Source organism: Micromonospora sp. DH13, from assembly GCF_020873825.1.
Taxonomy (GTDB): domain Bacteria; phylum Actinomycetota; class Actinomycetes; order Mycobacteriales; family Micromonosporaceae; genus Micromonospora; species Micromonospora haikouensis.
Genome location: NZ_JAHWGR010000008.1, coordinates 201,537 through 213,718 on the forward strand (window position 1 = coordinate 201,537; position 12,182 = coordinate 213,718).

Here is a 12,182-nt window from a genome sequence, read left to right on the forward strand (position 1 = left end):
CCGCGCGGGCGGGCCGGCGTCGGGCACCGGCGGCGTGCCGTGGTGGGACACGCGCCGCTCAGCGCAGCAGCGCCGCGAACGACTCCGCGAGGTCGGACTCGGCGCGCAGCCGGGCGAGGCTGTCGCGGGCGTAGCCGGCCCGCTGCGCCAGCGTGGCGTCGTCGAGCGCCTCTGCGATCGTGGCCGCCAGGTCGGCCGCCGGCACGACCGGATCGTCGGTGGCCCCCGAGTGCCGGTTGACGTACCGGATCCGGCCGTCGGGCTCGACCTCGGTGGTCCGCGCCACCAGGCCCGCGCCGTGGTCGGCGAGGAACTGCCGGCCGTTGGCCTCCTGCTCGCTCATGAACGGCAGGACCACCTGCGGCTTGCCGTGCAGCAGGCCGGCGAGCATCGTGGAGTAGCCGCCGTGGTTGACCACCAGGTCCGCCCAGCCGATCGGCCCGGTGATGCCCGTGAACCCGCCCAGCTCCACGTTCGGGTAGCGGTGCAGCCACTCGCGGGCCGCGAACCCGGCCGACAGGAACACCGACAGGTCGGGCCGGTCGCACGCGGCCAGCACCTCCCGCAGCGCCGTGTCGGCCACCATCCCGCCGCTGCCGATGGAGACGTACACCCGGCGGGTGCCGGCGGCGGCGCGCGGCACGTACGGCGCGCCGGGCGGATCCCAGTACAGCGGGCCGACGTACGCCGGCCCCGACCGGCCGGGCGGGGCGGGCGGCGGCGGCTCCACCTCCGGCGCGCTCGGCACCACCGTCAGGTCGCCCCACAGCAGCTCGGGGATGCTGCCGACCGGGTCGAGCCCGTGTTCGGTGGCGACGGCGTCGAGGGCGTCCAGGGCGCTCGGGTGCGGCAGCAGCGTCGTCGGGTCGGCGGCGCTCCACGGCATCCACGCCAGCGGATCGGGGCTGAGGAAGTCGGTGTCGGCGATGGACACCAGCGGCAGGCCCCGCAGCCGGGCGGCGAGCACCGCCGTGGGCTGCATGTCGGTGACCACGACGTCGGGCCGGTACTCGTCGATGGCGGCCAGGTCCCGCCGCAGGTGCTCGGCCAGCACCGACCGGCGGTAGTAGCGCGCGGTCACCGCGTAGACGCGTTCCACGTTGGCGAACGGCAGGAACGCCGGCACCCGCTTCGGCGCGCCGTCCGGCGCCGGTTCCCCGATCATCCGGTAGCCGCCCTCGGCGACCATCCGGGGCACCCCGGACGGGCCGAAGGCGCACTCGAAGCGCCCGTGCAGCCGCGCGGCGGCGGCGAGCGCCCGGCCGGTGTACCCGGCGCCGCCGCCGGCCGACCAGGGGCAGAAGAGGACCTTGCGGGTCATGGGAGCAGTGCCTCCAGTCCACGGGGATGGTCGAGGGAGTGCACGGCGTCGGCCGGCAGGTCCCGGCGCAGCACCTTGCTCAGCGTGCGGCCGGGCCCCGCGTCGACCAGCAGGTCGGCGCCCGCGTCCCGGGCGGTGGCCAGGCACTGCCACCAGCGCACCGGGGCCAGCATGTGCCGGTGCAGGTCGGCCCGGATCTCCGCGACGTCGCGGCTGGCCCGCCCGGTCGTGTTCAGCACCACCGGGACGCAGGGCTCCCGCAGGTCGGCGTCGGCCACCAGCGGGGCGAACCCCGCGTCGGCCGGGGCCATCAGGGGCGAGTGCGCGGCGAGGGCGATGGCGAGGGGCACCACCCGTTCCGCGCCCGCCGCCACGGCCCGCTGCGAGACGGCGGCGACGGCCGGGCCCGCGCCGGAGACGACCACCTGGTCGGGGCCGTTCACCGCCGCCACCGAGACGGCGTTGTCCCCGGCCGCGCGGACCAGGTCGGCGACGGCCGGCTCGGACAGCCCGATGAGGGTCGCCATCGCGCCGTCGGCGGCCAGGCTGGCCCGGTGCATCAGCTCGCCGCGCCGGGCCACCAGGTCCAGCGCGTCGGTCGCGGACAACGCCCCGGCCGCCGCGAGGGCGGTGAAGTGGCCGAGGCTGTGCCCGGCCACGCACACCGGCGGGTGTTCCGCGCCGCGCCGCGCCGCCTCTTCGACCAGGGCGTACCAGCCGGAGAGGCCGGCGAGGAAGACCGCCGGCTGGTTCCAGTCCGTCCGCGCCTGGTCGGTGCGCTCGGTGCGGAAGCAGATCTCGCGCAGCGGCAGGCCGGTGCGGGACTCCGCCAGGTCGAACAGGTCCCGCACGGCGGGGGAGGCGTCGTGGAAGCGCTGGGCCATGCCGGGGAACTGTGCGCCCTGGCCGGGGAAGAGCAGCGCGTACCGGGGGGCCGTCACGCGCTCATCCCCCCGTCGACGGCGAGGACCTGCCCGGTGACGTAGGAGGCCCCGGGGGAGGCGAGGAACGCGATGGCGGCGGCCACCTCGGCGGGCGTGCCGGCCCGGCCCATCGGCGTCTGCGCCAGGATCGCCGCGCGGGCCGGGTCGCCGCCCTGCGCGCTCATCGCCGACGGCACGTAGCCCGGTGCGACCGCGTTGGCGGTGACCCCGAACCGGGCGGTCTCCCGGGCCACCGACTTGACCAGCCCCACCAGCCCCGCCTTCGCGCTGGCGTACGCCGCCTGGAACGGCCAGCCGCGCAGCCCCGCCACGGACGTGGTGACCACGATCCGGCCGTGTCCCCGGCCGGTCATGTCGGGCAGCACGCCCCGGATGAGCAGCATCGCGGCGGTCAGGTTGACCGCGAGGGTGGCCGACCAGTCGTCGGCGCGCACCCGCGCCACCGGGGCCGGGCGGAGCACCGCCGCGTTGCTGACCAGCACGTCCACCGGCCCGACCCGGCGCGCCGCCGACAGCACGGCCGCGACCCCCGCGTCGGTGCCGACGTCGGCCCGTACGGTGGCGACGCCGGCCGTGTGCGGCGTCAACTCGGCCGCGAGGCGCTCGGCGGCGGCGGCGTCGCGGTGGTAGTGCAGCACCAGCGACACGTCCGGTCCGGCCAGCGCGTGCGCCACCGCCTGCCCGATCGCCCCGGTCGCGCCGGTGACGAGGACGGTGCGTCGGGTCATGCCGGCGTTCCGCCGTGGCAGCGCTGGAGCACGCCGACCCACTGCCGCATCAGGTGGGCCATCTGGTGGACGAAGCCGCGCAGCTCGTGGGTCCACACCCGACCGGTCATCGCCTCGACGGCGTCTTGGAGCTGGTACGACAGCGACACGTACGCCTCGGCGTAGGTGTCGCCGTCGAGCTTGGCGTCGTGCAGCCAGCCGAGCACGTCCTCCAGGACCGCGATCGCGGTGAGCTCCTGTTGCAGGTCCCGCAGCAGCAGGTGCTCGTTGCGGGTGTGTTGGGCCAGCGGGTCGCCGAACCGCACGGCGTGCCCGAGCCGCTTCGCGCACGCCTGCACGAAGTAGCCGCTGAAGATGTCGGCGTACCGGTCGATCTCCTGGCCGTGGTGGCGGTAGCCCATGCGCGGGAAGTAGTAGGCGGGGATGGCGTCGCGGTGCACGGCCGTGTTCTGCGAGTTGACCGGCGCCCAGGTGTCGGTGTCGCAGACCAGGGCCGGCCCGGGCATGGCGGTCACCTCGGGCCGCACGGCGATGCGGGTGATCGCGTCGACGTCGGGGTCGCCCAGCCACAGTCCGGCGTTGATCCGCACGTCGACCGTCTCGGTGCGCTCGGCGGTCGGGGTGGGGTTGCGGTGCGCGTACGGGAAGCCGCGCGGGTAGACCGGCATCGGTGCGACGGTGAGCTGCCCGCACGGGTTCCACCAGCCGGAGGCGGCGGTGACGACCCGCGCCGGCCGGGGGCCGGCGGCCACGATCGCGTGGGCGGTGAGGAAGTCGCCGTCGATGGGGAAGTTGTCGTCGTCGACGGAGACGAGGAAGTCGGCGTCGGACTGCCAGGACAGCAGGTAGCCGACGTTGCGCCGGTTGTCGGAGTCGTACGGCACGAGGGTGGGGGCGCCCAGGTCGGCCAGGAGGGCGTCCTGCTCGGCGACGGTGGGGCAGACGACGTGCAGGCCGTCGCGGCGGGCCCGCTCGACGTTGTCGAACAGGGCGGCGGGCGTCTTGCGGTCGGGGATGACGACGATCCGCACCCGCCGGTACGCGTCGGCCGCGCCGAGCAGCGTCCGGTACGCCGACAGGAACGCCTCGCCGTCGCCGATGGTCGTCATCACGACGTCGACGCGGGGCAGTGTCTCGCTCATCGGACTCCTTCTGTGGATGCAACGGGGGTGAGCAGCCGCAGCACCGCGTCGAGGGCGGCGCTGCCGCCGAGGTCCGCCACGACCGCGTCCGCGCCCGCCGCGCGCAGCTCGTCGGCCGGCGTGGCCCCGGTGGTGACGGCGAGGCAGCGCAGGCCCGACGCGTGCGCCGCCGTGACGTCCTTGGCGGTGTCGCCGACCACCACGCCGGGCCCGTGGCCGCCCAGCGCGGCCACCCCGGCGGCCACCACGTCGTCGCGGTCGCGGGCGGCGTCGCCGAAGCCGCCGTCGCGCAGCAGGTCCGCCAGGCCGGTGCGGCGCATCTTCCACCGGGCCACCGACCGGGCGTTGCCGGTGCTCATGCCCAGCGGGCAGCCGTGGCCGCGCAGCGCCTCCAGCAACGCCCGGCAGCCGGGGAGCAGGTCGCCGGCGCCCGCGTCCCCGTCGGCCGCGGACCCGCCGATGCGCGCGGCGAGCGCGTCCATGACCTGCCGGGTGAGCCGGGGGAGCCGGCCGGCGGGGACGCCGTGGTGGCGCAGCGCCGCGTGCACCGTGCCGGCGTCGGTGAAGCCCGCCAGGTCGATGTCGGCGTAGAAGAGCTGGCCGCCCTCGTAGCGGAACTCCTCGGCGGTGCCGCAGACGTCGGCGATGGCGGCGGCCATCGTGGACATGTGGAGGCGCTGCACCGGCGCGCCGGGCCGGATGAGCGTGCCGTCGAGGTCGAACAGGACGAAACCGGGGGACGTCATGCCGGCGTCGCGTGCGCCGCGGCGCCCCGCGCGGCCGCGACCTCACCGGCGATCCACCGGTACGTGACGGCGAGGCCCTCCTCGAGGGGGATGTCGGGGGTCCAGCCCAGCACCTGGCGCACCAGCGTGTTGTCGGAGTTGCGCCCGCGCACCCCCTGCGGGCCGGCGACGTGCCGCAGGCGCAGGTCGTCGCGGCCGGCCGCCGTCATCACCAGGGCGGCCAGCTCGTCGATGGTCACCAGGCGGTCGGAGCCGATGTTCACCGGCTCGGCGTGGTCGCTGCGCATCAGCCGGTAGGTGCCCTCGACGCAGTCGTCGACGTAGCAGAACGAGCGGGTCTGCCGGCCGTCGCCCCAGATCTCCACCTCGCCGCCGGGGGGCGCCTCGGCGACCTTGCGGCACAGCGCGGCGGGGGCCTTCTCCCGCCCCCCGTCCCAGGTGCCGTAGGGGCCGTACACGTTGTGGTAGCGGGCGATGCGGACGTCCAGGCCGTACTGCTCGGCGTAGTACACGCAGAGCCGCTCCGCCATCAGCTTCTCCCACCCGTAGGAGTCCTGCGGGCCGGCGGGGAACGCGTCGTCCTCGCGCAGCGGCCGCACGTCCGGCGTGGTCTGCGCGTACTCGGGGTAGATGCAGGCGGACGAGGCGAGGAAGTAGCGCTGCGCGCCGGCCAGCCGGGCCGCCTCGACGGTGTGCAGGTTGATCAGCGCGTTGTTGCGCAGGATCGTCGCCGGGTCCTTCGAGATGAAGCCCATGCCGCCCATGTCCGCCGCGAGGGCGTACACCTCGGTGACGCCGTCGCACGCCCGCCGGCAGACCTCCGGGTCGCGCAGGTCGCCCACGACGAAGTCGTCGGCGGTCGTGGCGCGGAACTCCGGCAGCCGCAGGTCGGCGCCGCGGACCCACCAGCCCTGGGCCTGGAGGTACGTCACCAGGTGGCCGCCGATGAAGCCGCCGGCTCCGGTGACGAGTGCGCGTCTGGTCATGGGACAACCCTTCAGTCAGGTGGCGGTACGTCGCCGGGGCCGGTGCGCCCCGCCCGACGGGTCGGTGCGTCGGTGCGCTCCCCGGGCCGCGTCACGGCAGGCCGCGCGTTACGGCGTCGCCTCGACCGGCGGTTCGAAGGACCGGGTACGCACGGACCGCTCCGCCGCCATGGCCAGCGCCAGCGCCGCGTACGAGTCGCGCCAGGTGCCCGCCCGGGGGTCGGGCTCGCCGCCCCGCGCGGCGGCGAGGAACGCGTCGATCTGGGCGCGGTACGCGGCGGCGAAGCGGTCGCGGTAGTCGCGGTGGCGGGGGCGCCGGTCGGGGCCGTGCTCGGTGACCTGCCGCATCGGGGTCCGGTCGTCGAGCCCCACGGTCAGGCAGTCCCGCGAGCCGAGCACCTCGATGCGGACGTCGTAGCCGAGCGGGCTGTGCCGCCCCGCCGTGAGCACGGCGACCCCGCCGCCCTCGACGCCCAGCGTCGCCGCCACCGCGTCGTAGTCGTGCAGCTCGACCAGCTCGGGCACGGCCAGCACGTCCCCGATCGCGGCGACACCGCTGACCTCCCGGCCGGTGAGCCACCGCACCATGTCGAAGTCGTGCAGCATCAGGTCGCGGAAGATGCTGCCGGAGGCGGCGAGGCGCTCCAGCGGCGGCCAGGCGGCGTCGTGGGAGAACATCCGCACCGTGTAGACGGTGCCGATGTCGCCGTCGGCGATCCGGTCGTGCAGTGCGCTGAACCCGGCGTCGAAGTGGCGTTGGAAGCCGATCCACAGCGGGGTGCCGCCGTGGTCGGCGGCGAGGCCCAGCTCCCGGGTCCGGTGCAGGTCCAGCGTCAGGGGCTTCTCGCAGAAGGTGGGCAGCTTGCGTTCCAGCGCCAGCGCGACCAGCGCGTCGTGGCTCTCCGTCGAGGAGGTCACCACCACCGCCTCCGCGCCGTCGAGGAGCCGCTCGACGTCGTCGCACGCCTCGCCGTCGACCTGCGCCGCCAGCGCCGCGGCCTGCCCGGCGCGCGTGTCGTGGCAGGTCAGCGCCACGTCGCCGGACGCCGCCAGGTGCTCGGCGTACATGCGGCCGATCTGGCCGCACCCGACGAGGCCCACCCGCAGCCGCCGCGCCCGGCTCACGGCCGCGCCCCGGCGGTGTCGCGGGCGCCCCGGATCAGCCGGCCGGGGCGCGCGCCGGTGTGCTCGCCGTCGACGAACGTCACCTCGCCGGAGACCAGCGTGGCCCGGTACCCGTCGGCCCGCTGGATCAGCCGCCCGCCGCCGGCCGGCAGGTCGTGCACGAACTGCGGGGGCCGCAGCGCGAGGTTGTCGAAGTCGATGACGTTGACGTCGGCCTTGAACCCGGGCCGCAGCAGCCCCCGGTCGCGCAGCCCGTACAGGGCGGCCGTCTGCCAGGTCTGCTTGTGTACGACGAACTCCAGCCCGAGCCGTTCGCCGCGTGAGCGGTCCCGGGCCCAGTGGGTCAGCTGCGACGTCGGGGTGCTCGCGTCGCAGATCAGCCGGCAGTGCGCGCCGGCGTCGCTGAGCCCGACCACGCAGTGCGGTTCGCGGAGCATCTGGTGGATCGGGTCGAGGCTGAACTCGCTGTAGCCGAGCAGCGGACGCAGGAAGGTCTGCGTGCCGTCCCCGGCGACGAGCAGGTCGTACATGACCTCCTCGCAGTCGCGGCCGGCGCGGGCCGCGATGGCGGCGACGCTGTCCTCGCGCCCGGGTTCGTAGTCGGGCTGCCGGCCGAACGGGAAGTACTTCTCGTAGTCCTCGGGGAAGAGGTGCGCCCGGGGGTTGACGCTGGCCGGGGCCTCGGCCAGGATCCGTCGCCGGATCTCGGGGTCGCGCATCCGGGTCACCCGCTCGGCCAGCGGCAGGTGCGCCAGCTGCTCCTGGTAGGTGGGGCGGCGCTTGAAGGGGTGGGTGCTCTCCAGGCCCACGATGACGCTGAACGGCCGCCCGGCGATCTGCGGGTACAGCTGCGCGCCCTCGGTCTCGTTGGCCCGGCGCGCCATGTCGACGATCTCCCGCCACAGGTGCGGCTCGTGGTCGTTCTGGAACAGGCCGAACGTGATCGGCCGGCCCACCTGCGCCGAGAGCCGCCGCATCCACTTGACCTCGCGGAACTGGTCCTCCATCGGCTCGCCGCCGGCCCCGGCGGGCACCAGCTGGAACACGCCGGTGCCCAGCTCGCCGAGCACCCCGCCGAGGGCGAACAGCTCGTCCTCGGCCGCGAACGTGCCGGGCACCGGCTCGCCGCTGATCGCCAGGTGGGTGGTCGTGCGGGAGGTGGAGAACCCGAGCGCCCCGGCGTGCATCGCCTCCCGGACGATGGCCGTCATCGCGGCGATGTCCTCCGGCGTGGCCGGCTCGTTGGCGGCGCCCCGCTCGCCCATCACGTACGCCCGGACGGCGCCGTGCGGCACCTGGGCGCCGACGTCCATCACCCGGGACAGGCCGGCGACCGCCTCCAGGTATTCCGGGAAGCTCTCCCACGCCCACCGGATGCCCTCGGACAGCGACGCGCCGGGAATGTCCTCGACGCCCTCCATCAGCCCGATCAGCCACTCCCGGTTGGGCTCGGTCACCGGGGCGAAACCGACGCCGCAGTTGCCCATCACCACCGTGGTCACGCCGTGCCAGCAGGACGGCGTCAACAACGGGTCCCAGGTCACCTGGCCGTCGAAGTGCGTATGGATGTCGACGAATCCGGGAGTGACGATGCACCCGTCCGCGTCGATCTCGCGCCGGCCCCGGCCGGAAACCCTGCCGACCGCCACGATCCGGCCGTCGGAAATGGCGACGTCACCGGTCCGGGCGGCGTCCCCGGTGCCGTCCACGACCGTGCCGGACCGAACGACGACGTCATACATCGAACAGGTGTCCTTTCTCGGCGGCGACGAAGACGAGGTTGTCGTATTCATACGATGACCTCGGTCGATGCGGTCGCGGTATTCCGTCGGACAGCTCGTAGGCCCGGTAGTCGTGGCCGACCATGAACTCGACGAGTTCGGCGCTGCGCGGCGCGCCCGGCACGTCGAGGTCGCCGACCTCCAGCGAGACGACCGGGCGCACCGTGCCCAGCAGGCGGCCCATGCCCTCCAGGACGTTCTTCTCGGCGCTCTCGGCGTCGATCTTCACCACGTCGGGCGTCAGCGCCCGCGCCGCGACGAACTCGTCGAGGGTGACCGCGGCGACCTCGTGCACGGTGGTGGCCACCCGCTGCCGCACCGCCGCCGGCAGCCGGGAGCGGTAGGCCGAGTTGTAGGGGCTGTAGCCGACGCCGTGGTCGGTGAGCGAAAGCGTCCCCGGCGACGACCAGACCGCCGCCGGCACCGCCGTGACGTTGCCGAGGCCGGCCACGTTCTGCGCCAGCAGCGCGTACGTCGCGGGGGTGGGCTCGAACGACACGACCCGGCCGGACTCGCCGACGCAGCGCGCCGCCAGCACCGTGAAGTAGCCGAGGTGGGCGCCGACGTCGAGGAAGGTCGCCCCGGTGCGCAGGTGGCGCAGCAGGAAGGCGCTCAGCTCGTACTCGATGAAGCCGTGCCGACGGATCGCGATGGAGATCTCGTCGGGCAGCCGCACCCGCAGCCGGTCGCCCCAGAACGTGCGGCCGTGGGCGAGCCGGGCGTGGCCGCGGTGCCGCCAGCGGCGCAGCCGCGCCGTGGACGGGAAGACGGTGGGGTACGGCCGGCGCAGGAAGGACCGCACCGGCCGCCCGGCCGTCGCCGCCCGGCGGCGCAGTTTCTCGGCGAGTGCCCGGCGTTGCGCATCCGTCACGGCAAAGGCCGAATCATGAGAGCCCCCGCAATGGTTCGTAGTTCGGTCGTGGCCGTCGATGGCGCTCGATGCCATGGCGGCGCCACCGTGTCGTCAGACCGCAGCGTACGTCAATGTCTTCGACCGGTCCAGAATTGATTTCCCAGTGCCGATGCGACGCCCTTATACGACACGTCGAGAACGGCTGGAAACCCCTATTGCCGGCCCCTGAGGGCGGCCCGGCGCGGGCCCGGGATGTGCTACGTTGACACGCGGCCGGTGACGGTACAGAAAGGGTGGCGGCCCGTGGGTGACGCCGAACAGGACGCGATCCTCGCCAAGATCCGTGACGCGCTCTCGGGGCTGCCCGGCATTGCGGGCCTCGCCCTCGGCGGATCGCGCGCGAGGGGCACCGCCGACCGCAGGTCCGACGTGGACGTCGGGGTCTACTACCACCGTGACGGCCGGCCCGACGTCCGGGAGCTGAGCGCCGCGTTCGCCCGCATCGACGACAGCGGCGACGCCGGGTGCACCGACTACGGCGAGTGGGGGCCGTGGATCAACGGCGGCGGCTGGCTCGTCGTCGACGGGGTGAAGACCGACGTCCTGCTGCGGGAGGTCGACCGCGTCCGCGCCGTCGTGCGGGCGTGCGCCGCCGGGCGGCCCGAGATCCACTACCAGCCCGGCCACCCGCACGGGTTCTGCACCGTCATCTACGCCGGGGAGCTGCACCACAACGTCGCGTTCCACGACCCGCAGGGCGTGCTCGCGCAGCTGCGCTCGCTCACCGACCCCTACCCCGAGCCGCTGGCGAAGGCGCTCGTCGGGCAGTTCGGCTGGGAGTCGCAGTTCGCCCTCGACACGGCGGTCACCGCCGCCGGCCGGGGCGACGTCGCGTACGTCACCGGCTGCGCCTACCGGGCCGTCGCCTGCCTCACCCAGGTGCTCTTCGCCACCGCCGGCCGCTACCTCGTCAACGAGAAGGGTGCGGTGGCGGAGGCGGCGACCTTCCCGACCACCCCGGCCGGGTTCCGCGGCGGCGTCGAGGCGGCGCTCGCCGCCCTGTCCGCCGACCCGGGCGACCTGACCCGCGCCCTGCGACTGCTGCGCGACGTGCGCGAGGAGGTCATGGCCGGTGCCGGGGGGTGACGCCGGGCCCCGGGTCTGGATGGTCACCGGGGTGCCGGGGGCCGGCAAGTCGACGACCGCCCGCGCGCTGGCCCGCTCCGTGCCCCGGGGCGTGCACGTCGAGGGCGACGCGCTGCAACGGCTCATCGTCGCCGGCAGCCGGCCGCCGCAGCCGCAGCACGACGAGGAGGCCGAGCGGCAGATCCTGCTCAACGTCCGCAACCAGTGCCTGCTGGCGCGCTCCTTCCTCGCCGCCGACTTCCTGGTCGCCCTCGACTACGTGGTGACGTCCCGGCAGCGGCTGCGGCACTACCTGGAGCTGCTGCACCCCGCGCCGCTGGGCTTCGTGATGCTCCGTCCCGACCTGGCCGTCGCGGCGGTACGCGACGAGCGCCGCCCGCACAAGACGGTCCTGCACGGCTGGCTGCACCTGGCCGACGAGATGGCCGGTGAGCTGGCTGGCGTCGGCCTCTGGCTGGACAACGGCGACCTGACGGTCGACGAGACCGTCGCGGCCATCCGCGCGCGGGCCGGCGAGGCCACCCTCACCCTCGACGCGTTCGACGGCCCCCGGGCGTCGGTCGGCTGAGGCGGGCGGGCGGCGGCCCTCCCGGGGCCGGCTGGTCGGCTCGGGCCGGCTCAGTTCCCGGCGCTGTCGTAGCGGCGCAGCCCCCGGCGGAACACGGCGACGGCGAGCAGCACGCACCAGGCCGCCACCAGGGGCGTCAGCAGGCCCACCCACGCCAGCCGCCCGTGGTCGAGGAACGCCGACACCGGGAAGAAGCCGATGAACGCGAACGGCAGGGCGGTCGCCAGCACGGCCTGCAACCCCACCGAGTAGATGCTCAGCGGATACTTCGTCAGCTCACCGAGCTGGTCCAGGCCGGCGGCGAAGGTGTTGATCGCCCCCCGCAGCCAGAACGACGTGGAGTTCGCCACCACCGTCAGCGACACCTTGATCAGCAGCGCGCTCGGCAGCAGCACCGCCGCGAGCGCCACCCGCCCCGGCGTCCACGCCACGTCCAGGTGCGCCAGCGCGGTGCCGAGCAGCCCGCCGCCGACGGTCAGGTTGCCGAACGCGTTCATGCCGACCCGGCTGCTGCACACCTGCAACAGGCACGGGTACGGCCGCAGCAGCATCCGGTCCAGCTCGCCGCGGTTGATCAGCCCCGCCAGCCCCCACGTGCCCTCGGCGAGCAGCTCGCTGGCACCCTGGGCGAGCACCATCATCCCGAAGATCAACACGACCTCCCACACCCCCCAGCCGTGGATGCGGGGGACCCGGGCGAAGATCGTCGCGATGAGCAGCAGGCCGGCGCCCTGGGTCAGCACGGCGGCGACCACCAGGATCCAGAAGTCGGCCTGGTATTCCAGGGTGGCCCGCAGGTGCGCGCCGAGGCAGCGCCGGTAGACGCGCAGGGTGTGCACCGG

The 12,182-nt window shown here is 74.7% G+C and carries 12 protein-coding genes; 2 read left to right on the top strand and 10 right to left on the bottom strand.

Translation table 11 applies throughout. The features are described from left to right. Window positions 1–58: 58 nt before the first annotated feature. The 9 genes from LPA42_RS11040 to LPA42_RS11080 form a co-directional block, all read right to left on the bottom strand. The gene (locus LPA42_RS11040) at window positions 59–1,321 is read right to left on the bottom strand and encodes a glycosyltransferase (RefSeq protein ID WP_077937602.1); all 1,263 of its coding nucleotides are present in this window, start codon (window positions 1,319–1,321) and stop codon (window positions 59–61) included. Beyond that, on the bottom strand, window positions 1,318–2,262 hold the full coding sequence (locus LPA42_RS11045; RefSeq protein ID WP_077937603.1) for an ACP S-malonyltransferase: 945 nt from the start codon (window positions 2,260–2,262) through the stop codon (window positions 1,318–1,320). Before LPA42_RS11045 ends, LPA42_RS11040 begins: the two co-directional genes overlap by 4 nt. Further along, a complete protein-coding gene (locus LPA42_RS11050; RefSeq protein ID WP_077937604.1) occupies window positions 2,259–2,993 on the bottom strand; it encodes an SDR family NAD(P)-dependent oxidoreductase in 735 nt (244 codons plus the stop codon). The genes LPA42_RS11045 and LPA42_RS11050 overlap by 4 nt, the downstream gene beginning before the upstream one ends. After that, window positions 2,990–4,135 (bottom strand): hypothetical protein, encoded by a 1,146-nt coding sequence (locus tag LPA42_RS11055; protein WP_077937605.1) that lies wholly within the window; start codon window positions 4,133–4,135, stop codon window positions 2,990–2,992. Before LPA42_RS11055 ends, LPA42_RS11050 begins: the two co-directional genes overlap by 4 nt. After that, on the bottom strand, window positions 4,132–4,881 hold the full coding sequence (locus LPA42_RS11060; RefSeq protein ID WP_077937606.1) for an HAD family hydrolase: 750 nt from the start codon (window positions 4,879–4,881) through the stop codon (window positions 4,132–4,134). The genes LPA42_RS11055 and LPA42_RS11060 overlap by 4 nt, the downstream gene beginning before the upstream one ends. Beyond that, window positions 4,878–5,867 (bottom strand): NAD-dependent epimerase/dehydratase family protein, encoded by a 990-nt coding sequence (locus tag LPA42_RS11065; protein WP_077937607.1) that lies wholly within the window; start codon window positions 5,865–5,867, stop codon window positions 4,878–4,880. Before LPA42_RS11065 ends, LPA42_RS11060 begins: the two co-directional genes overlap by 4 nt. Before the next feature lie 108 nt (window positions 5,868–5,975). Beyond that, the gene (locus LPA42_RS11070; protein WP_198956552.1) at window positions 5,976–6,992 is read right to left on the bottom strand and encodes a Gfo/Idh/MocA family protein; all 1,017 of its coding nucleotides are present in this window, start codon (window positions 6,990–6,992) and stop codon (window positions 5,976–5,978) included. Next, window positions 6,989–8,734, bottom strand: a complete 1,746-nt coding sequence (locus tag LPA42_RS11075; RefSeq protein ID WP_077937608.1) for an amidohydrolase family protein — start codon at window positions 8,732–8,734, stop codon at window positions 6,989–6,991. The genes LPA42_RS11070 and LPA42_RS11075 overlap by 4 nt, the downstream gene beginning before the upstream one ends. Continuing rightward, window positions 8,727–9,644 carry an FkbM family methyltransferase gene (locus tag LPA42_RS11080; protein WP_228986526.1) on the bottom strand — a complete coding sequence of 306 codons (918 nt, stop codon included), beginning with the start codon at window positions 9,642–9,644 and terminating at the stop codon, window positions 8,727–8,729. The genes LPA42_RS11075 and LPA42_RS11080 overlap by 8 nt, the downstream gene beginning before the upstream one ends. A gap of 285 nt (window positions 9,645–9,929) precedes the next feature. Between LPA42_RS11080 and LPA42_RS11085 the strand changes: the two genes are divergently transcribed. Both LPA42_RS11085 and LPA42_RS11090 read left to right on the top strand, forming a co-directional pair. Beyond that, on the top strand, window positions 9,930–10,772 hold the full coding sequence (locus LPA42_RS11085; protein WP_158229424.1) for a nucleotidyltransferase domain-containing protein: 843 nt from the start codon (window positions 9,930–9,932) through the stop codon (window positions 10,770–10,772). After that, complete coding sequence (locus LPA42_RS11090; protein ID WP_198956553.1) at window positions 10,759–11,340, top strand: AAA family ATPase; 582 nt, start codon at window positions 10,759–10,761, stop codon at window positions 11,338–11,340. The genes LPA42_RS11085 and LPA42_RS11090 overlap by 14 nt, the downstream gene beginning before the upstream one ends. A 50-nt stretch (window positions 11,341–11,390) precedes the next feature. On the opposite strand, the gene LPA42_RS11095 is transcribed toward LPA42_RS11090, so the two are convergent. Further along, complete coding sequence (locus LPA42_RS11095; RefSeq protein ID WP_077937610.1) at window positions 11,391–12,179, bottom strand: ABC transporter permease; 789 nt, start codon at window positions 12,177–12,179, stop codon at window positions 11,391–11,393. Window positions 12,180–12,182: the final 3 nt, after the last annotated feature.

Bases quoted from the DNA above. Each gene is read 5' to 3' on its own strand.
- LPA42_RS11040 (WP_077937602.1), bottom strand. From the start codon at position 1,321: ATGACCCGCAAGGTCCTCTTCTGCCCCTGGTCGGCCGGCGGCGGCGCC.
- LPA42_RS11050 (WP_077937604.1), bottom strand. From the start codon at position 2,993: ATGACCCGACGCACCGTCCTCGTCACCGGCGCGACCGGGGCGATCGGG.
- LPA42_RS11055 (WP_077937605.1), bottom strand. From the start codon at position 4,135: ATGAGCGAGACACTGCCCCGCGTCGACGTCGTGATGACGACCATCGGC.
- LPA42_RS11060 (WP_077937606.1), bottom strand. From the start codon at position 4,881: ATGACGTCCCCCGGTTTCGTCCTGTTCGACCTCGACGGCACGCTCATC.
- LPA42_RS11065 (WP_077937607.1), bottom strand. From the start codon at position 5,867: ATGACCAGACGCGCACTCGTCACCGGAGCCGGCGGCTTCATCGGCGGC.
- LPA42_RS11075 (WP_077937608.1), bottom strand. From the start codon at position 8,734: ATGTATGACGTCGTCGTTCGGTCCGGCACGGTCGTGGACGGCACCGGG.